This is a genomic window from Rhizobium sp. SG570 (assembly GCF_012275345.1).
Lineage (GTDB): Bacteria > Pseudomonadota > Alphaproteobacteria > Rhizobiales > Rhizobiaceae > Rhizobium > Rhizobium lusitanum.
The window spans coordinates 376,553-400,216 of record NZ_JAAZQI010000003.1 but is presented as its reverse complement, the minus strand read 5'-3'; the positions used below and the strand labels follow the sequence as shown (position 1 = coordinate 400,216).

Genomic DNA, 23,664 nt, shown 5'->3' with positions numbered 1-23,664 from the left:
ATCAGCGCGCCGAGTCCGAGGAGACCGTTCGCCGTATCAGTTCTCCACCGAATTCAACACTGATTGGGGCGCGGTCAAGGCAGCATCGGTTGTCATGACCGTCCCGATCGCCTTTCTCTTTCTCTACTTCCAGAAACTCTTCGTCTGCGGGCTTGACGGCCGGCGCGACCAAGGGATGACGAATTCCCAAACGATTGACCATTCTGCATGTAATCAGCAGATCAGCTACGCGGCCCCACGTCATATGCCGTGCGCGGATGTCCGTGAGCGGCAGCGGCGGCCCCGAGCCTCCGTAACCCACGGGCAGAGACCTCGGTCCCACATCGATCATGGTAAGCTCAAATCCATTGATCATCTCGGTGTCGCTCATCTAACGAACCTCGTCATCGTTAACGGCTTCCCGCTCTGACAGCCTCGTCATGAATAGGGTCGCGGACCAGGGTGGCAAGCCAGATTCCGTCCGCTGCTCGGACGGATAAATCGTCGCCGAAGCCGATCTGTCACAGATGACGTCCTCCTCCGACAGGTTTGCGCGCATATGCAGGACAACGTCTACGAACCGCCAGTCCACAAAGAGACACCGCTCCGGCGCGGTGACAATCGAGCCGGCATATCCCCGGGCATGGAATAGGAGGGGAACGATGTGATCGCGCCGGAAGCCGATCAGGCGTCGAAGCCAGTCGCTCCATTCGCGGCGCCCTTCGTCGGAGGTCTCCTGCCAATCGAGCTTACATTGCAGGAAAGTCTCGGCAGCACTGGGGTCGGGGATATCACTCACACGCATACCTTCTGGCAGCCCGCCGAAGTTTTCAGCCTCTTTCGGGCGGCTCTCCCGAATTGCCGCGGCGAGATCCCCCTGGTAGTCCGAAAAGAAACGGAAGGGCTTCGAGCTTAGATGGTCGTCGCCCATGAAGAGAAGCGGGATCTGTGGAGACAGGAAAAGGATTTCGGTGAGTACCCGAAGGGCACGCTCGTCGACCATGGTATGAAGACGATTGCCAAGCGCCCGGTTTCCGACCTGATCATGGTTCTGCAGAAAGTGGACGAATGCCGTTGGAGATAACGCCTCAGTCAGCACGCGTCGGTCGCCAAGAATGTGCTTTCCCTGCCGGAGATAGCCGGTGGCCATAGCCCTCCTAAGCTTCTCCCAGGGATGTTCTCTGAACGGCGCGTAGTAGCCCTGGTTCTCGCCCGTGACGATGACATGCAAGACGTGATGAAAATCGTCGTTCCAGTCGGCCGTGTAGAGGCGTCCGCCACCCGCCCTGTCCGCGATCAGCTCGGCACCATTTGCCGGGTTCTCCGTGATCAGATGGAGGCGCCGATTGCCGATTGCCGCATGGGCCGTCTCCGGTATCTCTTCCAGGATGTGAAGAGGACTACTATCGTCAATCTGATCGATAGCGTCAAAGCGCAGCCCGTCGAGGCGAAATTCTCTCAACCAGTAGACGACATTGTCGAGAAAGTAGCGCCGCACGGGATCCCGTTCGAATGCGATCCTTGGTCCCCATGGCGTTGGGTTGTCGCTATGGAAAAAGTCGGGAGCATAGTCCGCGAGGAAGTTGCCTTCCGGACCGAAGTGGTTGTAGACCACATCGAGGAAAACCATCAGGCCATGGCCGTGGGCCGCGTCCACAAATGCCTTGAAATCATCGGGTAAGCCATAGGCATTGTGGGGCGCATAGTGAAGGACACCATCATAGCCCCAGCCACGCCCGCCCGGGAACTGGGCCAATGGCATGATCTCAACGGCAGTGATGCCTACACTCGCGAGCTGTTCCAGCTTTGAGATTGCCGACCGGAAAGTTCCCTCGCGCGTAAATGTCCCGATGTGGATCTCATAAATTATCGTCTCTTCCCAAGGACGGCCTTTCCAATCCCGATTTTGCCAGCGATATGAATGCGGATCGGCAAGGATCGATAGGCCACTAACATCCGTCGCCTGCTGGCGCGACGCTGGATCGGACACGATCCTTCCATCCGGAAGCACGAATCCGTATGGCGTGCCGACCGTCTTCGTCTCGACAAGCGTTTCGAACCAGCCCTCGATATTCCGCTCCATCGCAAGAACCTGGCCGTCTATTCGGAGGCTCAATTCCCGGAGGGCCGGCGCCCACAAGCGAAAACTCGCGCTACCGTCGTCATGAAGAATTGGCCCCCAGGCAAATTGTCTGTTCAAATTGATGGCGTCCATCAGCGCAGCAGCCCCTGGCCGCCGTCGACCCATATCGGCGTTCCGGTGACATGCCGCGCCGCGTCGGAGACGAGAAAAGCGATTACTTCGGCAACGTCCTCGCTCTTGCCGGGTGCGCCGCCTGTAATGGGAACCTGACCCTCCGGCCAGATAACGGGGATCGCAGTTTCGGCCTCGTCTCGCAACGCGGTATTGGCCTCAATGTTGGTTTCAATTTCGCCGGGGCAGACAGCGTTGATACGGATATGGTGGCGGGCAAGTTCCAGCGACAGTTGCTGGACAATGGCGACCTGTGCAGCCTTCGTCGCGGTATATGCCGTCGCACCGGGCGTGGTGAATGTGCGCGTACCGTTGATTGACGAGACGACGACGATCGAGCCGCCGCCGCTGCGCTTCAATTCCGGGACCGTGATGTGAAGTGTCAGGTAGGTTCCCGTTAGATTCACCCTGACAGTCTGGTCCCATTCGTGCGGCTTCAGATCGTCGATTGGAGCCCACACACCGTTAATCCCAGCATTGGCGACAACGGCGTCAAGATGGCCAAATTGTCTGACAATCGCGCGAACGGCTTCTCTCATCTGATTTTCGAGGGCTATGTCCGCGGCCAGAGCAATGGCTGCTCCGCCACTCTCCGCAATCGCGGCAGCCGTGGCTATTATCTCTTCTTGGTTGTGACCGAGAACGCCAACCGAATATCCCCTGGAGGCTAGGAGTATGGCCGAGGCCCGTCCGATCCCGGAACCCGCGCCAGTCACCAGTGCGACACGGTTCGCCATCAGTTGCCCGATCGCCTCGAGGGAATACTTGTCACGGTTGCGGAGGCAGGATCACTGGCGGGAAAGCTATTCTCCAGCCCCTGTTCGAGTTCTTCTTCAAAAACATCCGCGTCCTTGCTGGACCGAGCACTGGGAACAGGCTCCGGGCCCCTACTTCCTTCATCAAAATTGCCGTTGCTCAAAGCATCGTAGCGGTTGACGCTACCGTCTCTTTCTTGTTCGTCGCCAAAAGTGGCAAGCTGAACCATAAGGGCCTTGGCGTGGGTGATCGCCCCTGAGTCGTCGAGGGCGTCGTTCGGGGTACTGAAGGTGACCGAAACGAATTCGGATCCCTCGCTAACGAATTCCACCGTTGTCGACCCATCGCTCAACGCAACGCGTGTCTCTGTAACCTGCATCTCATCTCTCCTATCACATCATTAAGCAGAACTCGCGAAGGCCTCGTCAGGTTCCTGTCCACTGTCGGACGGACTGGCGACTTTCGGGATTTGTGCCGATCGGTTCCTGCTGATTTCCAGCGTGACATCCACGGAGGTTCGCACTTTCTAATCGGCATCGGACTTCGGCGCGCCGGAACACCGTGACTAGCCGCAGGTTGATCTGACCCGCAGCCGCGGCCCTTCACTCCCCTTCCGCCCACGTAACATCACCGGATAGCGAGGTAGCGAGACTTCAAGACAGCGACCCAGAGGAAGGGAACAACCAGACGGCATTGGGGGTTTGGTATCTCTAACAGCGGGAGAGCGACATGACCGAACAGGACGATGCGACGCGCGTTTGGGATCTCGTCGAAACAATCGGCTTTTGCATGTTGGCCACGCAAAATGGGTCTGAGCTGCGTGCGCGGCCGATGACGGCTCACGCTGAGCGCATAGAAAACGCGATCTATTTCCTGACCGATGTTAAGGCTCACAAGGACGAGGAAATTGCGTTGCGACCCGACGTGTGCCTGGCCTACGCCGACACGAAAAGGCAGAAATATGTCTCGGTTTCCGGGCAAGCCGAGATTCTTAAGGATCGGCGGTGGATCGACGAGTTATGGGGGCCACCCGCGAAGATATGGTGGGACAGCCCGAATGACCCTGCGATCAGGGTTTTGAAAGTCACCCCGTCCTTTGCGGAGTTTTGGGACTGCTCGGGCACGATCGTCAGCTACATCAAAATGGTCGCTGCCGCGATATCGAGTGCAAAGCCGGATATCGGAGAAAATGCCAAGGTTGATCTCTGAGCTATGAATGCATTTTCGGCGCAGGGAGATTGACGTTCGGTGGCCTTTGGTACGCAGGTGCCATCGCGTTTTCCTCCCTGCCGAGCTGTTGGTCCCCACGATCCTGACGAGATCCGGAATTTGGATGAACACGTCAGCCAGCGACGCGTCCTTAATGGAACTTTCCACATGACGCGCCGTTTCAGCAAAGACGGGTTCAAGCGAAGGTTCCTGATATGCGTAATGATATTGTAGTGGAGTCCGCTTTACCTCATGTCTTGCGGTCTGAATTCCCACTACAGCCGAAGCCGGATCTGATCGAAAACCTGCCTTTGGCAATTTATGCTTGCGATGTCCGGGGCCGCATTCTTTGGTTCAACAAGCAGGCAGCAGCACTCTGGGGTCGGGTACCGGCGATCGGTTCTGACGACGACCGGTTTTGCGGCTCCCACAAGTTCTACTTGAACGGCCGGCAGATTTCGCCCGCAAGAGCGCCCATGGCGGGCGTGCTGCGGACGGGAGAAGCAATTCACGGGCTAGAGGGAAAACTTGAGCGGCCTGACGGGTCTGTGATCTCGGTGATGGTTCACATCGAGCCTGTGGAGGGCGAAAATGGGGTAATCGATGGGGCCATCAGCTGCTTTCACGATATTACTCGGCGCATTCAGGCAGAGGACACCGTTAAGCGCCAGGAGCAGCGCCTCGTCGCCACCTTCGATCACGCAGGCATCGGCCTCGCCGAAGTCAACGCAGATGGTAAACTTCGGCGCGTTAACGAATGCCTTGCAGATTTGCTCGGCTATCCTGCGAGCGAATTGCTGGATCGCTCGATCTTCGATCCGTTCTTGGCGGAGAGCGCTGATATCGACGAACATGAATTCCGACGTCAGGTGCGCGGAGAGATAGATCACTATACCATTGAGAAGCGCATCGTTCGGCGCGATGGTACCAAACTATGGATTGCGGTGACCTCGGAGAGTGTCAAGGACGTAGAGGGTCGATTTCTATATGCCGTGCGTGTCCAGCATGACGTGACTGCTCGTAAAGAAGCTGAAATCGCCCTCCTGCGCCACGTGGAAGAACAGTCTGCGCTCTATGAATTTACCGATGGCCTTCAGCGCGCGGCGACCCTTGATGACGTTTACCAGCTCGCTCTGAGTGTGATTGGGCGAGCACTCCGTTGCGACCGCTCTGCGGTTTTACTGTTCAGCGAGACAGGAGAGTTGAACTTTGTCGCCTCACGTCGCCTTTCACCCGCCTATCAGTCAGCGGTCGCGGGTCATTCTCCCTGGTCCTTGCAGAGTACCAATCCGGAGCCTATTACAATCGAAGATATAGAGAGAGCGGATCTGCCTAGACCACTAAGGGATGCGATACGCAGTGAGGGGATTGGCGCACTGGCCTTCATTCCGATCATCTCGCAAGGCCGCCTTTTGGGGAAGTTCATGACTTATTATGATCTTCCGCATGCCTTCAGCCAATCGCAGATTCGGCTGGCCCAGACCGTCGCCCGGCAACTCGGATTTGCTGTGGAGCGGGTTCGCAACGAAACTGCGCGTAAGCTAGCCGAACGCGCCGCCAACCAGCTTGTCGCAATCGTAGAGTCGTCCCATGACGCGATCGTGAGCAAAGATCTTAACGGCATCATTACGTCGTGGAACGACAGTGCCGAACGTCTATTCGGCTATCCGCCGGAAGAAGCCATCGGCAAGCCGATCACCATGATTATTCCGCCGGATCGCTTGGATGAAGAACCCCTCATCCTCGGGCGTATTCGCCGTGGCGAGCGCGTTGATCATTTTGAGACGGTGCGCCAACGCAAGGACGGCGCACTGGTGGAAATCTCGTTGACCATTTCGCCCATCCGGGACGATCACGGCAGGGTTATCGGTGCTTCGAAAATCGCGCGCGACATCACGGATCGCAAGGCTGCGGAGGCTAAGCTTCGAAGCAACGAACAGCAAATGAAAGATCTGCTCGCAGCGATACCGGCAGCAATCTATACCACCGACGCCAACGGCAAGATCACCTACTACAACGAAGCAGCCGTTGAACTTGCAGGCCGCATCCCCATAATCGGCTCTGACGAATGGTGCGTGAGTTCGAAACTCTATTGGCCCGACGGCACGCCGCTGCCCCATGACCAATGCCCAATGGCGATTGCGGTGAAAGAGGGTCGTATCGTGCGGGGGGTGGAGGCCGTCGCGGAAAGGCCGGATGGGACGCGGATACCTTTCATCCCTCACCCCACACCATTGCGCGACGAAACGGGCGCCGTCATCGGCGGGATCAATATGCTGGTCGACATCAGCGAACGAAAAGAGGCGGAAACACAGATACGCTTGCTGTTCAACGAGCTGAACCATCGTGTCAAAAATAATATGCAGATGCTCCAGTCGTTGGTGAGCTTGGCAAGTCGCAAGACGGATAATACCGAAGCGCGCGAAATTCTTCGCGATGCCAGCAAGCGAATTGCCGCAATGGCTGCGGCGCAGCAGGTTCTTTACAGCACGACGGACGCCGCGCATTTTTCCGCCAGAGAACTTCTAGAGTCAGTCTGCGAAACCGCACGTCAGACGTTCCCAGGACAGGTCACCATTCGATATTCGATCGATGATACGGTACTGGCGAACGATACGGCAATGCCGCTCGCCCTCATATTGAACGAACTTCTGACGAATGCCCTGAAATACGGTGGCAACGCGCGCGAAAGAACACTTGAGGCGGGCCTCCTGAGGGCAGATGGCAAGATTTGCCTTTTTGTGGAAGACGATGGTCCCGGCTTTGACTGGGAATCTGTTCGACACCGTTCGTCCGGATTGAAGCTGGTTCAAGGCCTCGCACGACAGTTGCGTGGTCAGTTTTCTGTCACAACTGAACCGAGGACACGATGCAGCATTTATTTTTCCTGAAAGCTTATTCGACGGCTTCGGACCCCATCATCGTTGCATGCTGGATCTCATCCTGATGCCCGCGCACGAGAAACTGCCGGCAAAACAGTGGGTCGACAAGCCGGCCCTCGATCGCAGCCCCGGCGTGCCGACCCGGATTATGATCGTTGAAGACGATTTCCTGATCTCAATCCAAATGGAGGAAGCTTTGAGAACAGCCGGCTTCGAGGTAACGCTGGCAAGCTCCTCCGAAGAGGCCTTGCAAATTGCTGGCGGGGAAACTCCTACGCTGGTGGTGATGGACGTTCGTCTCCCCGGAACGTTGGACGGGGTCGATACCGCGCTCGAACTGTTTAAAACATATGGCCTCCGCTCGATTTTCTCAACGGCCCATTCGGATCTGGAGATCCGCGCTCGCGCCGCTCCGGCACAGCCGATCGCATGGCTTACTAAACCCTACTCGATGGCTTCCTTGGTAGCAGCTGTCCAATGTGCTCTCGGCACCGGCAATTCGTGATAGCAGCACTGCAGGGCTTATCGGTTGACGCTTACTTTGTACCGGCGCGACGATGTGCCTTCGCTCGGAACAAATTGCCACCCGCTCGCCTTTTCTTGTCGAGTGCGGGCCGCGCAACACGGACCTGCGGATGCGACGGCCCTGCGTCACGCACGAGGAAAACATGCTGAAGATAGCCACCTATAACGTCAACGGCATCAATGGGCGTCTAGCGGTTCTGCTTCGGTGGTTGGAAGAGGATATCCCGGACGTTGCATGCCTTCAGGAACTCAAGGCACCTGATAACAGGTTTCCTCATCGCGAGCTCGAGCGCGCCGGCTACGGCGCGATCTGGCACGGCCAAAAGAACTGGAACGGTGTGGCAATCCTCGCCAAGGGCACGGTGCCTGTTTTCACGCGGCGTGGGCTTCCAGGCGATCCGGAAGACACCCACAGCCGGTATATCGAGGCGGCCGTCAAAGGTTTGCTCGTGGGTTGCCTTTACCTGCCGAATGGCAACCCCGCACCCGGCCCGAAATTCGACTATAAGCTCGCCTGGTTCCGACGCCTGCATGACTACGCCGCGGACCTGCTCGAGCTTGAGGTTCCCGCGCTGCTCGTGGGTGACTTCAATGTCATGCCGACGGATATGGATGTCTATGCCCCGGAGCGCTGGCGGGACGACGCACTGTTCCGCCCAGAAGTACGTCAGGCCTATGCGGGCCTCGTCGCACAGGGCTGGACAGATGCGATCCGGCATCTTCATCCGGACGAGCGGATATATACCTTTTGGAAATACTGGCGGAATTCCTTTGAGCGCGATGCCGGACTGCGTATCGACCATCTTCTCCTAAGTCCCACCATTGCGCCGTTCTTACGGTCAGCCAACGTCTATCGAGATCCGAGAAGCTGGGACCACACCAGCGACCACGCCCCCGTCATGATCGAGATAGACGAACCGGTCTGAAGACGAAAATCGATGATGGCCAATAGGGGATACGAATAGGAAGGATCAGAGGAATGGCGAAAGAAGACAAGAAGGCGCAACAGGCAATTGAGGCACAAAACGAGAAAAAGCCAGCAAGTTCGGCGGAACATCCGAACATCTGATCGACGAGACAAAGACACCGGGCGTAGGCACGCTGCCAGAGGCTGGTGAGGAAAGTGTGGCACCTAGCTCTGGTTAACGCTGATGGGGCCGAGCTTCGCTCCGTTGGCCGCGTGGCGCATCGCAATGTTCTTCGATCGTCGGCAGTCAGCAACCGCGCATCTTTTCGCACTCGCCAGGCATCGTCCGCGAGAAGCTCTTCACGTCCGCGAATATGGAGCCCGGCGATGTTTTCCAACGGAACCCGCCTTCGTTGAGGTATGGGCTGCCCGGTGCTTTAGGCGGGCGAAGGCGCCGTTTAGCCGTCTATCACGCCGAACAGGATATCTAGCCCCCGTTGATATTTCTCAGGGTTCATGCCGGTCTGCTCTGCCTGCCACAAATTATCTTCGAGATCCGCTCGCTTGACGGGCAGCGCAAGCGGATTTGATGCTGCCCGTCTCACGAACTCATCATCTGTTTCCCCCATCCGTCGCGTCATTGCATCTACAGCCGACACAATCGTTGGCGGAAAGCCTTCTTCCCTCAGGCGGTCGAGCGTCCAACCTCTTCCCTTCTCGACGACGTCATGAAGATATGCGACCGTCCGAGCTTCACTGCCGGAAACGACAAGCGCGATCCGCTGACAATGCTCAAAGAACGGCCGGCCTGTCTTGTCGACCTGTCCCTCATGGGCCTCGAGTGCGATTTGGATCGCGTGGTCAAGATGTTGCATGACGATCAATGCCCTGCGGTCTTTTTACGCGTCCGGTTTGACGACGCTTCGCCGGCGGCATGAAGAAGGGCTTCAGCGTCATGATCGTCTGCATCTAGCAGGTCTTGCAATGTCTCGTGCTCATTGTCCTCCTCCAGTTCATCGCAGGCTTGCAGCCAATGGCGCAACGCAGCGCCATCGGGGCGACCCTCGTTCTCCCAGATTTCGTGAGCGCGGCGGCGGATTTGTTCATGTTTGTCAGTAGCCATAATTCCCCGTGATCCAACTGGGCAATTCGCGCACCGCAAGGATTGAACGTGTTTCGCAACTTCTCTTGCTTGGTGCCGTTGCCTCGTGACTAACTCAATTTGTGGAGCATTGTTCCGATTGTGCTCGCCGACCCCAAAAGCTTTCGCTCACTCCGCGGACGACTGGCGCAGACATGCTGTATTTGGAGGGATGTCCTGATGGCGACACCTCTGACGAGATCATCGGCCGATCTGTTCCAGCGGAAGGGCGAAAAGAACCCGGTCTTCGTCCGCTTCTCCGGAACCGAAAGAACGTTGGATCGTTCTTTCATCGGTTCATAGGCGAATCTCCGGGAGTGGTGACGCTCATCAATTACCATTGAACGCAATCACCGGCACAGCTGCTCCAACAGCAGACATTTGAAAAGACTATAAAATGCGCGCTCAACGTCGATATGCAGTCATTTTAGAACTGCGGAAAGGCCATCATCCATGGGTACTATTCAAGGCACTAGCAGCGATTTTTGGCCCCGCCAGAGAATGACCGAACGCCCGAACATCGGAGAAAAAGCATTGAAGACGTTGATCGTGGCGGCCACCCTCCTGTTGCCGCCAGCCGTGGCAGAGGCTCAATCACCTCAGCTCGAAAACATATGCCAGGTCGTTGCCAAGAATTTCCTTTTGACTGATCATCTCAACGTCGGAATCATCCAATCCTTTCCAGAATTGAAGCCGCCCGGAGCTCGTTTGACGTACTCCACCCGACCTGGAACCAGCAAGTCAGATATGATCGACAGCTTCGAATGTGAATTCGATAAGTCCGACCCACCTTACCATCTCACGCGGTTCTGCGTGTCCCAGGTCTGCTATTCCGCAAGCGATGCCGATGCCGACCGGAAGCGGCGCTTCGACGAAATGCGTATCCTGCTCGACCGCACGAACAAATGATCCCGTTTCGCGCGCCAGGGGCGCAGAATGAGCGGACCTCGCGTCAGCCTGGAAGGTCGGATGTCAGGTCTTGATCATTCATCCATTTGGCCATCACGTGACAGATATGATTGAAACAAAATCGGGGCTCCTTTGTTTAACTGATCAGAACAAAGGAGATAATCATGACGCAGTCTCGAAAATCGAAAAATCTGTCACGGGAAGAGGATTATCGCGATTATCAAGACCGCGACAAACGTGATGGCTGGCCGTATCCTGACGAAGGTGGGCTCGGCTCGGCCAATACGGAAAATCGGGGATATGGCGCCAACCCGCCGAATTTCGACGAAGAGGCCGACACGTATCTCATCGTAGACGCAGCCAACGCGACGGGCCTTGAGGAAAACTCCGCCCACACCGCCGGCCCTCTATCAACGGATCGCATCGGCAGCGATGAATTGGAAGCGGCAATTACCGAATGGCTCCATCAGGACGACGAGATCGATGCCGACAGCATCGATGTGCATGCCAACAACGGCATCGTGACATTGGACGGCAGCGTCGAAACGAGGTCAATGTTCCGAGACATTGAAGTATTCGTCCTGTCCGTGCCCGGCGTCGTCGAAGTTCGCAACAATCTGCGAACTATTGGCGTGGAGTCCCATATACCGCCGGACGCATAGCAGAAAGCTGAGCTTGGGCTCGCAGTTTCTACCTTGCATTGCACTTGACTCTAGCCTTGTGCCGGGTGGATCGCACTACCAGGCGGGTCGTTGTGTATCCCACCGGGGCATTAACCGGCCTGGAATGGGAGGGTCCCGGTTTTCTGTTTTCTACAAGTTGCGGTGAGGACGATTTTTGGTCGACGCTACAGAAGCGACAAGCCCAATTTCTGGAATGTCAGCACGGCCGGTTCGCTTGCAAGAGCCAAACGTGACCACTACAGAATAGCTACCCCTGCCGCCAAAAGAAGACACGCTGAAATGATCAGCGCGGCATGCGCGCCAGTGACGAAGGCGTCGGAACGAACCACCAGCGAACCGACGAGCGCCATGCCCAGAACGGTGCCGTTTTCCGCGCCGAATTGAAGACCCAGTTGCAATGCCTGAGCGCGCTTTTTGACGCTCACCAAAGAGCTGGATGTAAGCGTTGGTGCCATCAACCCGAGACCGGCCCCAATGACGACTGGAGGATCGATGTCCATCATGCTCTTCCATGTTGCCTTCAAGAAAAACTCTCAAAAGCATGATTGGATCGATCGGCTCGAGAGGACTGTGAGCGGGAGAAGGACCTGAATTCGCTACTTTTGTCGATGGTATGGTCCCTGCCAAGCAACCAGTGATGTCATGCGGCCAAAAACGTTCGGTTCACATCCTCAAAGGGAGACTTTTAACACTGCGGTGAACGGAACTTTCTATGTGGCCATCCATTAGATGAGTGAAACGAACGGGATGGTTACAGATGGAAGCGCAGCTTTGCAAGCGGCGTCGGCCGATACGCGGTATTCCCTATTCTCTGGCAGAATTTCAGAAAAAGTATGGACTTACGGCGGAAACGGCCAAAAGCCTGTTCGTCCGGTTCGGACCCTCATCAATCGAATTGGATCTGCTGATGGCAGCGAAACGACGAGCCCCATCGATCAACGAGCTAACAAAAGAAATGGATGTACGGTAGAGGATCACAGCGGCCTGGAAAATCTTTTTCGCTGATATGCGCCGGGCTACGCTGTTGCAAACGTAACCCAATTTCTGTTCTGTAGCGCGCTTGCTCTACACCACCGATCGCCAGACTTCGTGGGCGGCGGGCAAGGGCACTCTTGCATTGGCGGAACATTGTTGGTCTGCACGAGTTCCTTGCTAGCTGATCGATGCCGGGAGACTTCGTGACAATTCCTGGCGATGAGCCACCATATGTCGTGCGAGACCCCTCCAGATGTTGAGGAATTCACAATGAACCCGAACGATATCGAATCTGACAGCATTGGAGGCAACAAAATTGCCGGCGCACCGACAATTCTCGACGAATACCGTTCTTTTGGGGAGGGTGCTGATGTCGTAGACGAGCCCCACGCTCTTGAAGAACTGGAAATGCGTTTGCAAGCTCTCGAGACCGACATTGCGATTGTCCGAGCGCGCGTCAACACAATCCTCATTCAGGCGGCGAGGGTCGTTGACGCCAAAGTTGAATGGGTTGATGGCTGCGCGCATGCGCAGATGGGTTCACATCCATGGCTGAAGCTTTCGGCGGCAGCTAGTGCGGCCTTTGTGGCCGGAAGACTTATCCATCGTTTACCACTGGGTCTTATCGCATTGGCGGCAAAACTACTGGTCGTCAGCGCGATCGGGACAGCTTACCCCGGTAAGGAGGTACGGCTCTGATCATGAGGGCGGCTATGCGAAGTTCAGCGTACTGCGATCTTCCTCGATTGCCTGGCCGTCCCATGGCCATACAACCAAGAAAGCCGGTTTCCGAAACCGGCAAATCTGCGCCCCCATCGGCAGGGGCCGTCTTTCGCGATCGCTACCCTGACCACCTAAACGTTATGGAGGAAACATTTATGCCGACGTCCAAACAATCGCCTGCGGTCCAGTCCATGCGTAAGGAACAAAAGGAGCAGCGGACCCGCGCCCGAATGAGCGAGCTCGATACCGGGCTCGAGGGCACTTTTCCCGCGTCCGACCCGATTTCGGCCACGCGTAGTGCGGTTTCGGTCGTGCGGGTCGATGCCGAGGCGGCCAACAGCGCGATGCGGCAGCAGGCGGCGTTCGGCTCACCGCTAGTTTCGAAGACGGCACGTACTGCCAAGGCTGATGGTTGGAGCGCGGTTCGTAAAATCGAAGATCGGATCCGCAAGCAACCATTAACAGCAGTGGCGGTCGTCGCCGCCCTCGCCTGGGTCTTCGGCGCAACGCGTTGAGAACGCCGATCGATCTAGATTATCTTGGACAGAAGAGGCTTCGTCCGGTGCTATTCCTTCCAGCGTCAATGCCCAACGCAAAATGCCTGGACCTCCAAAGGGTTGGCGAGAAGTGATTTTCGTCGACGTTGATCTTGTTTCAAGCGCGCTCCTCATTTCGGCAACGCGTGTCATTAGTACTTTCGTGCGGTATTTGGGAGAGGTGGCGGTCGGGTTGTCCTACTGCTAGAAGACGAGCCATTAATAGCGCTCGACGTTGAGGACGCTCTCGGCAATGTGGGCTTTCAAGAAATTCGAACCATCTCATCCTGCGCAGACGCGGAAGCCTGGCTCAAGCGAAGCAGCCCTGTATTCGCCATCGTCGATCCGCGCCTGCGAGACGGAATGCTCAGATGTTAGTAAAGAGAAACGTCCCATTTATGGTCTACTCCGCGACGTCATCGCTGTCGCCGACCGGGAGCCCGCCCTCGCATCGGCGTATGGCTGTCAAAGCCTTCGCCAACCACAGATCTGATCGAGACAATTGAAATGGCTACACTTAGTCGAGACTAAGCGATAGGCTGCGGGACGGCATAAAATGAAAAAGGTCGCGGCCCTTGCCCGGACTATTCTGTTCCGACGGATGCCCACCGTTCTCATTCGCCCACATGCTAAGGGCCTGATCGCCAACACGCTCATCCGCGCACATTTCCGGTGTGAGTCGCTTGCCGAACCAGCCGAGATTTTCCAAAACCCCGTTTCAACGGTGGCCGAACGGGATGCCCCGACCGGACGGTAGCCTGACCATTTCACGCGGGTAGATCTGCGGCGAGCTCGAAGCTTTTCAAGCTCGTTCAGCATCTGCCGCCTGCCCAATCGGGGCGCTTCTCTCCCAGCTATCACCACTTACTTGCCATGCTTTTCTTCCTTGCGCTACTGGGCGCGCCGTCTTGATCTGGCCTTTTGCCGCGCGGTTCGCAATTCTTCCAGATCCGGGAACCACCAACCTCGAATGAGTTCTTCCTCTCCAGATCGCATTCGTGCCGGCCAGGTCATCACCAGCTCCTCCAAAGAACCGAGCCGCCACCGCGCCCATACATGCTCCTCATTCTGCCCTGCAGGAAAATAGAACGCACTGACAGTCGCGGGGTCTGCCAGCTCGGCATCCGTGCCGATGAAGATAACGACACCGGCATGCGTACCGACCGCACGCTCGAACGGCGGGACATCGTCAGCGGGAACAGGATAGCGTTTTCGCCTACGCTCCTTCAATTTCGCCTTCGATATCTCCTCTTCCTCCGTGCCCTTAGTGGCCTCGCGGCGCGCTTTCCTAACCTCGGGTTCGTTGCGCGCGGCTGCCGCCTCGATTGCGGACCATCGTCGGCGGAGTTCGTCGTATGATCGGTAAGGGACAGTCCACAGCCGGCGATCCGCGTCCCAGCGCGCGAACGGGATTTCTCGTATTTCGTTCACGACAGTGCGCGAGTAGGGTGTCCGGATTTGAAAGGCCGAAGGCGTCGCTTCGAGATAGCGGCTTTCGATTGGATCGAATGCGAAAGCATCCCTGCCCTTTTCGTCGGCAAAAGCGTCCGCCTCCGCTTCCATCTCGGCGCGCCAGCGTCCAATTCGCCTCTCGGCGGTCCGGCCGGGCACAAACCAGGCATTTAAGGTGTCACTCCAGCGTGCACGCGGGAAAGACTCACGAAAGCGCTGCACGGTAATCCGATCGTGAGGCAAGTCTGTCGTTGCGCCAACGCGCGGCTCAGTTGAGGTGGCTTCGTTCTGTTCCTTTTCCATGGTGCCTTGCCGCACGAATTCGAAATCCTGTTCAGTCGCCAGGCCGCCACGAACGCTCAAGCTACCTGTCTGGACTTCCCGAGGCGCTTGATAGCCTGCTCAAGCGGCCGTTGACCGTCGCAATAATCCTGCCATGCCGAGCTTGTCGCAAGCAGCCCAGGAACTGTGCGAACCGTAAATCTCTTTGGATCGAGGTCCGCTTTGACCTGGGTCCATGTCAGCGGCATCGACACCGTGGCGCCCGGCCGCGCCCGTGGAGACAAAGGTGCGACAGCCGTCGCCATGCGATCGTTGCGCAGGTAGTCGAGGAAGATGCGCCCTTCACGCTGGTTCTTGGCCATCTTGATCAGGTAGAGACCCGGATTGTCACGTGCCATCTGCTCGCAGACGTCATGGGCGAAGCCCTTCGCTATGTCCCAGCTGAGTTTCTTGCCTTTCGGCACGGCAAGCGGCGTCACCACGTGCAGTCCCTTGCCACCCGTCGTCTTGCAGAAGCTGACGAGCCCGAGGTCGTCCAGCCGGTCGCGGATTTCGCGGGCGGCGTCGACGATGGTGGAGAATTTGACATCGGGACCGGGATCGAGGTCGAACACCAGACGGCCGGGCACCTCCGGCTGACCAGGCTCACAGTTCCACGGGTGTAGCTCGACACCGCCGATCTGGGCGATCGCAGCAAGACCTTCGACCCGATCGATCTGTAGGTATGGTTTCTTGTCGCCAAGAACCGTAACCAGTTCCAGCAGGTTCGTTGTTCCCGGCATGGCGTGTCGCTGAAAGAACTGTTCTCCCCCAATGCCGTCGGGTATGCGGATAATGGAACAAGGTCGCCCCTTGATGTGGTCGATCAACCAGGAGCCGACGGCTTCGTAATAGCGCGCCAGATCAACCTTGGTCACCGGCTCCCCATCACCGGCATCCGGCCATAGCGGCTTGTCCGGACTGGAAATCATCACGCCCATCACCTCCACCTTCCCGCCCTTCCGAAAGGGCTTTGGCGCAGGTTTCGACGTCTCGGGGTCGGGCACCTCGGTTTTGGCGGGTGAGGCCGGCTTCTCGGCCTCGACCTCTGCGGCCGGCTTATCTTCCCGCAAGCCCTTGAAGGCCGCCTGACGCACCTGGCCATCGGCCGTCCAGCCGGCAAACTCGATCTCGGCAACGAGTTCTGGTTTCAGCCAAACGATATCGGAAGTTTTCTTCGGCGCGCCAATCCCCGTGAACGGCGATTTAGATGTTTCCATCTCCCGCAGTTTGGGGAGCAACGTCTCGACGGTCTTGGCGCCATAGCCCGTGCCGACGCGCCCGACATAGACGAAGTGGTCGCCGCGATTGACGCCGACGAGCAACGATCGGAACTTGCCATTGGTTTTTGCGTAGGCGCCGATGACGACTTCGTGCCCTGCCCGGCATTTCGACTTCGCCCAGGTCTCCGTGCGGCCCGATTGGTACGGCACATCGCCCCGCTTGGAGACAATCCCTTCCAGCGACAAACGACAGGCAGATCTGAGAACGGCATCGCCACCGGTTTCGAAATGCTCGACGAAGCGCAGACGCGGATCTTCGCCGGCGCCCGACAAGAGCGCCGCAAGCCGTTCCTTTCGTTCGGTGAGCGGGAGCTCGCGCACGTCTTCGTCCCCGACGAAAAGGAGGTCGAACGCGAAGTAGACTAGAGCGTCGGTCTTTCCTTCCGACAGCGCGGCTTGCAGAGCGGCGAAATCCGGGGCGCCGTTTTCGTCGAGTGCGCAGATTTCTCCATCAATAATGGCATCTGGAAGAGCGGAAGCCGACCTGGCGATGGCCGGGTACTTGCCTGTCCAATCCAGGCCTTTGCGGGTTTTCAACGTCACCTCACCATCCTCAATTCGCATCTGAATGCGATAGCCGTCGAACTTGATCTCATGGATCCAACCGTCGGCTGATGGCGGGCGAGCCAGGGTTTCGCACAGTTGCGGCGGGATGAAATCCGGCATGGCGGATTTCATCCGCTTGGCGGCGGCCGGCTTTTTCGCGGTCTTGGTCCTTGTGTGGCGTCCCTCGACGGCAAGACCGTGACTGCTGTCCCATACTGCATCCGCCTCGACCTCGCCATTATGCAGCATGAATGGCTTCGGCTTCCTGCCTTTTCCGGATGCGATTGCCTCCATCGTCCTCGCGGACGCCACCGACGTAGCGTTTTCTTCAAGGACAGCGGCGCCGTTCTCCTCGACCGAAAAGTCGTCACGATGCTTGATCAACAGCCAGTTGGTCCGTTTGCCGCCATCCCGGTCATGCCGCATGCGAACGAGGACGAAACTCCCATGGAGGCGCTTGCCTTCCAGGGTGAATTTGAAGTCGCCCTTCCTCAGAGCCTCTTCTGGCGACTTGCTGCCCTCCGGTTCCCAATAGCCGCGGTCCCACAACATGACCGTACCGCCGCCATATTGCCCCTTTGGGATCGTGCCTTCGAAGTCGCCGTAGTCCAGCGGATGATCTTCCACCTCCACGGCCAGCCGCTTTTCGTGCGGATTGAGCGAAGGCCCCTTCGTCACGGCCCAGGATTTGAAGACGCCGTCGAGTTCAAGCCGAAGGTCATAGTGGAGACTGGTAGCATCGTGCTTCTGGATCACGAATCGCCGGCGGTTCGATGGCTTGACTTGAGCTTCGCCACTCGGTTCCCCGGTCTTCTTGAAATCGCGCTTTGCACGGTACGTCGAAAGATTGTCGGTCATAAACTCCAAGCTCCTCCAATTCTGGCAAAAGAAGGGATCCGGCTTTCCCGCCGGCTTCCATTGGCGACCTAGCGACCCAATACACGGATCGCGCCAGCATCACCGTGATTGCGTTGAACGAAGGCGATCTGATCGGCGGCGACCACGATCTCACCTTCGAGCGCGGCGTCGGTGCGCGCTTCTCCATCGTGAGAGGCGTCACTACCGGACGATGCCGAGCCTGCGGTATTTTCGGTCGTGGCAGATTGGATGAAAATGTCCGGCCTTGAGATACCGCGCAGCTCAACCAGATGTTCGACGGCAAGCTCGGCCGCCTCGCGGGAGTCAAACGTCGCCCACATTGTCGTGGTACTGTCGTCTGCCATTGCCCTTCTCCTGCTATTAACCTCACAGAATCAAAACGCCCTGGCGGGCTAGTAGTTTCCCAGTGTGCAGGAGCCATATAATTGGACTTGCTGATACCGCCGCGAAGATTGACTATGTTCTCTCTTTGTTTCGGCGTATGTCCTCAACTGAGATCCGCGCCGGCTCCCAGATCCTTGAAGCTAGGATGAGCGACAAGAGCTGTTTGGTGGGGAATTAAGCTGCGCCGGAAGTCCACACGATTTTGCCGACATGTCCGTACAGGTGAAAGTCACGACCGATGATCGCAGCATTAGGACTCCACGAGTGAGCGGAACACCTTCGTTGCCCGCGCGTTGCCGCTAAATGATCGCTTCTGGCGGATATCTCGTACGAAGGACACAATGATGAAGATACGCGCGGGCTTTCACCTCGCTTATGAATGCCAGCAGGCCACCCCCATGTTGTTGGTCCTCAATATTCACCCCTCCCGCCGCGTGGATCTTCTTACGGAACAGGTCGTGATTTTCGATCGGCCAATCGAGGCTTGGTCCTACATTGACGGCTTCGGTAATGCTTGCAGCCGAATCGTCGCACCGCCCGGAATAACCACGATCTCAACAGAGTTCGAGATCTATGACGGAGGTCTTCCAGATCCGGTGCCGCAACATGCATTTCAGCACGATATCAAGGATCTGCCGGACGAGGTGCTTGTCTATCTGCTGGGTAGCCGCTATTGCGATACCGACCAACTGACGGACTTCGCCTGGAAGCAGTTCTCGTCCACGCCCCTCGGGTGGCCACGCGTGAAGGCAATCCTTGATTTCGTACACAATCACATCACGTTCGACTATCAGAAGGCGAATCCCCTCCGGACGGCGTTTGGCGGATACAATGACCGCGTCGGCGTGTGCCGCGACTTCGCACATCTCGCCATCACGCTTTGCCGCTGTATGAACATCCCGGCACGGTACTGCACAGGCTATCTAGGCGACATCGGCGTCCCCAGGGATCCTAGCCCGATGGATTTCAGCGCCTGGTTCGAAGTCTATCTCGGAGGCCATTGGCATACCGTCGATGCCCGGCATAACAAGGCGCGCATTGGCCGCATCTTGATGGCGACCGGCCGGGACGCCACCGACGTTGCGCTCACAACTGCCTTCGGCCCTGCAACCCTGTCGCGTTTCGAAGTTGTGACAGAGGAAATTCCCGGAGCCGTTTAAACGTGGCCATCTGGAAGCGTCACAAAAACGCGGCACTGAGCCGACACTTGGTCGGGGCGATGTTGCTCGAGCGACGTATTGTGATCACGGGAGTGCGGAGCCAATTTCCTTCTTGAAGTCATGGCGGGCTATCGATCTCGAGCTTCGTACGGTTTTGCCCAACTACGGACTGTAAGGACCGGGGCGCTTCATCTGCTGAATGGTCGTTTGCCATAAACGACGTCGGATTAGGGTCGGCCGCTTCAGGCCGGCGGCTCCGTAAATCTGCCCTCTCGAGAAGCTGGCGTTGTTGTCGGCCAGTCGCATTAGATCGATGCGAGTCCGCGGGCTGCCCAGGTCGCCCGAGCGGTGTATCGCCGTGTTCAGGCCCGCCTGCCGGCGATGGACAGTTGGAACAACGGCCCCGGCTTCTCGGTTACTGACAGGCATCACGCAATTTCTTCAAGCGCTTCCGCCCATCGAGAGGAACTGGAACTTGCCGATCATTGCCACAGCCGCCTGGTCAATTCCAAAAGCAGTCGCCGACCGCTTTCCCGAAGAAGGAAGTGGACTTAGCCGATACGCGGCGGTGTTTAAGGGCGTCGAAATAAATTCGACGTTTTATAGGCAGCATAAAGCAGCCACCTTCAGTCGATGGGCTGATTCAGTTCCGAAAGATTTTCGGTTTGCGATCAAGATTCCGAAAGAGATCACCCATGTTCGCAAGCTAAGAGACATCGGCGGAGCATTCGAAATCTTTCTCCAGAAGATCTTGCCGCTGGGCGAGAAACTCGGGCCTTTGCTTTGCCAGCTGCCACCGACTTTAATGTTCGATCCGTATGATGCCGAGCGCGCCTTCGAGACGATGCGAAGTGCGCATCCCGGCCCAATCGTTCTTGAGGTTCGACACGAAAGTTGGGCGGCGGCCCAAGCAAGGGCTCTGATTGACCGATATTCGCTTGACCGGGTACTGGCAGATCCCGCTCCTGTCTGGCGGACTACGGATTTTCTGCATCCGCCTCGTTATGTTCGTCTGCACGGCAAACCAAAGATCTACTATTCGAGCTACAACGACCAGGAGATCCTTTCCTTTGCGGGGTTGCTTGCCGCCGACAGCTGGTGCGTTTTCGACAACACTGCGTCGGGAGCGGCCTGCGAAAATGCGCTGAAGATGCGTGGCATAATGCCGAACTTCAACGTCTAAATCGATCCACGACACTTGGCTGCCAACGTTGTCCTGCACAGGGATATCCCTTCCTGTGACCCAGAGAGCCGCGGGGCGTCGTTCTATGAAATCGCCTGGTAGTAGTCTGAAGATGAAGATGGCCGCCATCTGGCCTAGGTGGTGGCTGCTGGGTCCTGCGATCTGTTATCGGACCGGAACTCTTTGGCGGTTCAGCGACGGCGTAGGTGATGTTGGCCGATCCTCTATCCAGCTATGTCTCTGGCGCCACGATCGCGGTTACCGGCGGTAGACCGATCCTTTGACGCCAAGGATCGCCATTCGGAGGGGAACAGAGGCCTATCATTCATTGCGAACGATGAGCCTCCCCCGTGAGGAATTTCCAGAAAATCAATGAAGTAAGCGGGCAAAATACCGACATCGTCCCGCTCGATGTTAACGAAGAAGCCTTCTCCGCTCACCGCGCTCGCCACGCAATACGGACTGATCGCGGCTTCGATCACCGCGATCAGCGGCAGTTGCGACTGGATGAGGTTGTTCAATTGTTTCGCCCAGGAGTTGCCTACGGATCGCGGAGCTCTACAAGGCCGCCGAGATACGGAAAAGCCCGGCGCGATGGCCGGGCTTTGATGTTCGTGAGCTTAGAACGCTAGTCTTTGTGCTCTGGCATGTCCTTGAGCTGATCCTTTGTCCAGTTTGTGACGGCATGGACATCGCCATCCTCGTCGCGCATGAATTGCAGATCCGTTAGCGCAACGCCTACGGGCTTTGCTCCGATGCCGAGGAAGCCGCCTACGTCGATGACGGCGGTGCCGCTTGCGCCGGAGCCGTGGATGTGATCCAGCGTGCCTATTTTGTGGTCGTCCGCGCCGTAAATGGTCGCGCCTTCAAGCACGGCAGGCGTCAGTTCAGTCGTGACGAGGCGAACATGATTTGTATGATCCATTGGTGATCCTCCTTGTTTCCTGAGGAGGGGTAACCGAAGCGAACGAAGTTTGTTCCGTGCCCACGCTCACAAGTGAGTTTCAATGTCCGACCGCGTCAGCGAAAGGCAACGCCCAGCCGGTCGATCGCTGAAGTGGGGCTCAGAGGCAACGCCGGTCGGCCTGCGGAACTGTTCCGACGAGGCGGCGTTATGATAATTATTCCAAGCGTTCGCGAGGATGGCCGTGCAGCGGACACTCATTTTGAATTACCGCCTATTAGGATGCACGCCGCGCCTTACGATGTGCGACGCGAGGGCTAACGGATGAGCGCCAAGGACCGCGATTCTCTCCTGATCGCCCGACGAAACCTCAAGATGGCACGGTCCCCGGAAGCCTACATCAGGGGGACCACCAGACTGTTTTACAACTGGCTGGCCCGACACTCTTTCTCAGTCCCTGACGGACCCGCCGTGTGGATCTGTGGTGATTGTCATCTGGGCAATCTCGGGGCATTGGCGAATCGCAACGGCGACGTTGCCGTTCAGATCAGGGATTTCGATCAGGCTGTCATTGGCAATCCCGCTCACGATCTCATAAGGCTGGGGCTTTCTCTCGCCTCCGCCGCGCGGGATTCTGACCTTCCTGGTGTGACCACTGCGAGAATGCTGGATGCCCTTATTGGTGGATACGAATCCGCATCCGGGGAAAGTCAGGCGCACACACCGCACCTGCGCCAACCGAAGGACATCAGAAAGCTTGTCAGACATTCATTGCGTAGGCGCTGGCGAGATCTAGCAATGGAGAATTTTCACACAAAACACCCCTTGCTTCCCCGCAACAAGCGCCTTTGGCCGCTGCACAGGTCCGAACGCGCCGCGGTTCTTGCGCTTTGCCGGCAGAGGAAACTGGGGGAAATCGTCCTTGAGCCGGAAAAACTGCAAAAATCGGGCAACCCGACCGTGCTTGACGCAGCTTACTGGGTCAAGGGCTGCAGTTCGCTCGGCCATCTGCGATGCGCTGTTTTGGTTGGTGATGACAAGCACCGGCCGGTTTCGTTGCTTGATATCAAGGAGGCAATGGGTGCCGCCGCCCCTTCGGCGGCCGGATCCGGAATGCCGCGCGACGATGCCGAAAGGGTCGTCGCGGGAGCAAAGGCTCTGTCACCCAATCTCGGCAATCGCATGGTTGCGGCAAGGGTGATGGATAAGGCTGTGTTCGTTCGCGAGATCGCGCCCCAGGATATGAAAATCGACCTCGGACGTCTTGGCGCAAAAGAACTCTGCGAAATCGGCCACTATCTCGGCGGGGTCGTGGGCCTTGCTCACGCCCGGCAGATGGGCGAGCAAGAGTGGCGTTCGTGGACGGGCGAACTTACCAGCGGGCGCAAGAGGAAGCCGGATGCACCGTCGTGGCTCTGGACGTGCGTAACCGAGCTCTTGTCGATCCATGACAAAGCCTATCTCGAACATTGCCGGCAAATCGCGCTCGAACATCACTAGCAGCAGCAACCCTGCCGAAACAGGCACCGATCATGAACCGCACGGGCTGGCTCAGCCGATAGAGCTTGTCGCGTCGACGGAGCAAACCGCCATCCACCGGCCTAGCTTCGTTACCTCGATAGACCTTCTGAAAGCTTTCCGATTACCGGACCCGGCGGCGGTATTGAAGCTCGCTACAATCAATCTCGCGCAAAAGACAGCAACCGGCGCGAAATTGATCGGAGTTAAAGGTTTGCCCCAACTTCGCGGCTATCCATTTCCCGGTGAGCGTTCACGACGTGGAAATTTTGTGCGTTGGTCGAGGTGCTATGGCAGTTACCAAGTCGACGAAACACGTCGCTGGATCGAGACTATGGTTCGTCATCTGCCAAAGCGCTGACCGAGGCAAACGCACCCCGTGGATCGAACCGGTTTAAGCGCTCCCCGCACGAAACCGTCTTCGAATCGATCCCTGGATATCCAACGCTCAGTCCGCCAAGTTCGTCCGATTGTCATCTTCGGAAGCGCGGACTGTCGTCACGACGTCAATGAGACGCCGAAACTTGACGTTCGCGACATCAGAACAGCCAGACC

The 23,664-nt window shown here is 57.4% G+C and carries 23 protein-coding genes and 3 pseudogenes; 15 read left to right on the top strand and 11 right to left on the bottom strand.

All coding sequences use genetic code 11. The annotated features are described in order from the left end of the window. Position 1: 1 nt before the first annotated feature. From FHT28_RS09205 to FHT28_RS09190, 4 genes are read right to left on the bottom strand one after another with little or no spacing between them, the layout of a single operon-like run. Entirely contained in the window at positions 2 to 370 is a 369-nt protein-coding gene (locus tag FHT28_RS09205; protein ID WP_168596043.1) for a hypothetical protein, read from the bottom strand. After that, a complete protein-coding gene (gene treZ, locus FHT28_RS09200; protein WP_168596042.1) occupies positions 371 to 2,194 on the bottom strand; it encodes a malto-oligosyltrehalose trehalohydrolase in 1,824 nt (607 codons plus the stop codon). Next, complete coding sequence (locus FHT28_RS09195) at positions 2,194 to 2,970, bottom strand: SDR family NAD(P)-dependent oxidoreductase (RefSeq protein ID WP_113119517.1); 777 nt, start codon at positions 2,968 to 2,970, stop codon at positions 2,194 to 2,196. The genes treZ and FHT28_RS09195 overlap by 1 nt, the downstream gene beginning before the upstream one ends. Beyond that, entirely contained in the window at positions 2,970 to 3,368 is a 399-nt protein-coding gene (locus FHT28_RS09190) for a hypothetical protein (protein WP_113119516.1), read from the bottom strand. The genes FHT28_RS09195 and FHT28_RS09190 overlap by 1 nt, the downstream gene beginning before the upstream one ends. Before the next feature lie 350 nt (positions 3,369 to 3,718). Between FHT28_RS09190 and FHT28_RS09185 the strand changes: the two genes are divergently transcribed. From FHT28_RS09185 to xth, 4 genes are all read left to right on the top strand, one after another. After that, positions 3,719 to 4,198 (top strand): pyridoxamine 5'-phosphate oxidase family protein, encoded by a 480-nt coding sequence (locus FHT28_RS09185; RefSeq protein WP_168596041.1) that lies wholly within the window; start codon positions 3,719 to 3,721, stop codon positions 4,196 to 4,198. A 215-nt stretch (positions 4,199 to 4,413) separates the two neighbouring features. Next, a complete protein-coding gene (locus tag FHT28_RS09180; RefSeq protein WP_081938660.1) occupies positions 4,414 to 7,089 on the top strand; it encodes a PAS domain S-box protein in 2,676 nt (891 codons plus the stop codon). Beyond that, on the top strand, positions 7,031 to 7,585 hold the full coding sequence (locus FHT28_RS36820; RefSeq protein ID WP_348644976.1) for a response regulator: 555 nt from the start codon (positions 7,031 to 7,033) through the stop codon (positions 7,583 to 7,585). The genes FHT28_RS09180 and FHT28_RS36820 overlap by 59 nt, the downstream gene beginning before the upstream one ends. A 166-nt stretch (positions 7,586 to 7,751) precedes the next feature. After that, positions 7,752 to 8,531 carry an exodeoxyribonuclease III gene (gene xth, locus FHT28_RS09170; protein ID WP_168596124.1) on the top strand — a complete coding sequence of 260 codons (780 nt, stop codon included), beginning with the start codon at positions 7,752 to 7,754 and terminating at the stop codon, positions 8,529 to 8,531. 439 nt (positions 8,532 to 8,970) lie between these two features. Here xth and FHT28_RS09165 read toward each other — a convergent pair whose 3' ends face one another. Together FHT28_RS09165 and FHT28_RS09160 are read right to left on the bottom strand one after the other, a co-directional pair. Continuing rightward, positions 8,971 to 9,387, bottom strand: coding sequence for an HD domain-containing protein (locus tag FHT28_RS09165; protein WP_168596040.1), 417 nt, complete (start codon positions 9,385 to 9,387; stop codon positions 8,971 to 8,973). Between the two features lie 44 nt (positions 9,388 to 9,431). Next, positions 9,432 to 9,635, bottom strand: a pseudogene (locus FHT28_RS09160) (DUF2934 domain-containing protein); the annotation flags it as partial. A 471-nt stretch (positions 9,636 to 10,106) separates the two neighbouring features. On the opposite strand from FHT28_RS09160, the gene FHT28_RS09155 reads away from it, so the two are divergent. Together FHT28_RS09155 and FHT28_RS09150 are read left to right on the top strand one after the other, a co-directional pair. Next, complete coding sequence (locus FHT28_RS09155; RefSeq protein WP_246703106.1) at positions 10,107 to 10,562, top strand: hypothetical protein; 456 nt, start codon at positions 10,107 to 10,109, stop codon at positions 10,560 to 10,562. Positions 10,563 to 10,726: 164 nt separating this feature from the next. After that, a complete protein-coding gene (locus FHT28_RS09150) occupies positions 10,727 to 11,224 on the top strand; it encodes a BON domain-containing protein (protein ID WP_168596038.1) in 498 nt (165 codons plus the stop codon). Positions 11,225 to 11,481: 257 nt separating this feature from the next. Here the strand turns inward: FHT28_RS09150 and FHT28_RS09145 are convergent, their stop codons facing one another. After that, the gene (locus FHT28_RS09145) at positions 11,482 to 11,745 is read right to left on the bottom strand and encodes a hypothetical protein (RefSeq protein WP_037190949.1); all 264 of its coding nucleotides are present in this window, start codon (positions 11,743 to 11,745) and stop codon (positions 11,482 to 11,484) included. 257 nt (positions 11,746 to 12,002) lie between these two features. Between FHT28_RS09145 and FHT28_RS09140 the strand changes: the two genes are divergently transcribed. The 4 genes and pseudogenes from FHT28_RS09140 to FHT28_RS36095 form a co-directional block, all read left to right on the top strand. After that, the gene (locus tag FHT28_RS09140; RefSeq protein ID WP_037190950.1) at positions 12,003 to 12,215 is read left to right on the top strand and encodes a hypothetical protein; all 213 of its coding nucleotides are present in this window, start codon (positions 12,003 to 12,005) and stop codon (positions 12,213 to 12,215) included. A 275-nt stretch (positions 12,216 to 12,490) separates the two neighbouring features. Continuing rightward, positions 12,491 to 12,919, top strand: a complete 429-nt coding sequence (locus FHT28_RS09135; RefSeq protein WP_168596037.1) for a hypothetical protein — start codon at positions 12,491 to 12,493, stop codon at positions 12,917 to 12,919. A 179-nt stretch (positions 12,920 to 13,098) separates the two neighbouring features. Continuing rightward, complete coding sequence (locus FHT28_RS09130) at positions 13,099 to 13,458, top strand: hypothetical protein (protein WP_168596036.1); 360 nt, start codon at positions 13,099 to 13,101, stop codon at positions 13,456 to 13,458. A 560-nt stretch (positions 13,459 to 14,018) separates the two neighbouring features. Beyond that, positions 14,019 to 14,134: pseudogene (locus FHT28_RS36095) on the top strand (Ku protein); the annotation flags it as partial. 236 nt (positions 14,135 to 14,370) lie between these two features. Here the strand turns inward: FHT28_RS36095 and FHT28_RS09120 are convergent. The 3 genes from FHT28_RS09120 to FHT28_RS09110 all read right to left on the bottom strand — a co-directional run bounded on the left by FHT28_RS09120 (position 14,371) and on the right by FHT28_RS09110 (position 18,304). Further along, positions 14,371 to 15,234 carry a hypothetical protein gene (locus FHT28_RS09120; RefSeq protein ID WP_168596035.1) on the bottom strand — a complete coding sequence of 288 codons (864 nt, stop codon included), beginning with the start codon at positions 15,232 to 15,234 and terminating at the stop codon, positions 14,371 to 14,373. Positions 15,235 to 15,290: 56 nt separating this feature from the next. Continuing rightward, entirely contained in the window at positions 15,291 to 17,939 is a 2,649-nt protein-coding gene (gene ligD, locus FHT28_RS09115) for a DNA ligase D (RefSeq protein WP_168596034.1), read from the bottom strand. A gap of 68 nt (positions 17,940 to 18,007) precedes the next feature. After that, on the bottom strand, positions 18,008 to 18,304 hold the full coding sequence (locus FHT28_RS09110; RefSeq protein WP_168596033.1) for a hypothetical protein: 297 nt from the start codon (positions 18,302 to 18,304) through the stop codon (positions 18,008 to 18,010). Positions 18,305 to 18,688: 384 nt separating this feature from the next. Here FHT28_RS09110 and FHT28_RS09105 point away from each other — a divergent pair, with 384 nt between their 5' ends. From FHT28_RS09105 to FHT28_RS36090, 3 genes and pseudogenes are all read left to right on the top strand, one after another. After that, positions 18,689 to 19,504: a transglutaminase family protein gene (locus FHT28_RS09105; protein ID WP_168596122.1), complete on the top strand. Its 816-nt coding sequence runs from the start codon at positions 18,689 to 18,691 to the stop codon at positions 19,502 to 19,504. Between the two features lie 475 nt (positions 19,505 to 19,979). Continuing rightward, complete coding sequence (locus tag FHT28_RS09100) at positions 19,980 to 20,687, top strand: DUF72 domain-containing protein (RefSeq protein WP_168596032.1); 708 nt, start codon at positions 19,980 to 19,982, stop codon at positions 20,685 to 20,687. A 194-nt stretch (positions 20,688 to 20,881) separates the two neighbouring features. Further along, positions 20,882 to 20,971, top strand: a pseudogene (locus FHT28_RS36090) (NAD(P)-dependent oxidoreductase); the annotation flags it as partial. A 344-nt stretch (positions 20,972 to 21,315) separates the two neighbouring features. On the opposite strand, the gene FHT28_RS09090 reads toward FHT28_RS36090, so the two are convergent. Further along, on the bottom strand, positions 21,316 to 21,612 hold the full coding sequence (locus FHT28_RS09090; protein WP_168596031.1) for a PRC-barrel domain containing protein: 297 nt from the start codon (positions 21,610 to 21,612) through the stop codon (positions 21,316 to 21,318). A gap of 303 nt (positions 21,613 to 21,915) precedes the next feature. Between FHT28_RS09090 and FHT28_RS09085 the strand changes: the two genes are divergently transcribed. Together FHT28_RS09085 and FHT28_RS09080 are read left to right on the top strand one after the other, a co-directional pair. Continuing rightward, positions 21,916 to 23,091 (top strand): DUF2252 family protein, encoded by a 1,176-nt coding sequence (locus tag FHT28_RS09085; RefSeq protein WP_168596030.1) that lies wholly within the window; start codon positions 21,916 to 21,918, stop codon positions 23,089 to 23,091. Further along, on the top strand, positions 23,039 to 23,470 hold the full coding sequence (locus FHT28_RS09080; RefSeq protein ID WP_168595865.1) for a hypothetical protein: 432 nt from the start codon (positions 23,039 to 23,041) through the stop codon (positions 23,468 to 23,470). Before FHT28_RS09085 ends, FHT28_RS09080 begins: the two co-directional genes overlap by 53 nt. Positions 23,471 to 23,664: the final 194 nt, after the last annotated feature.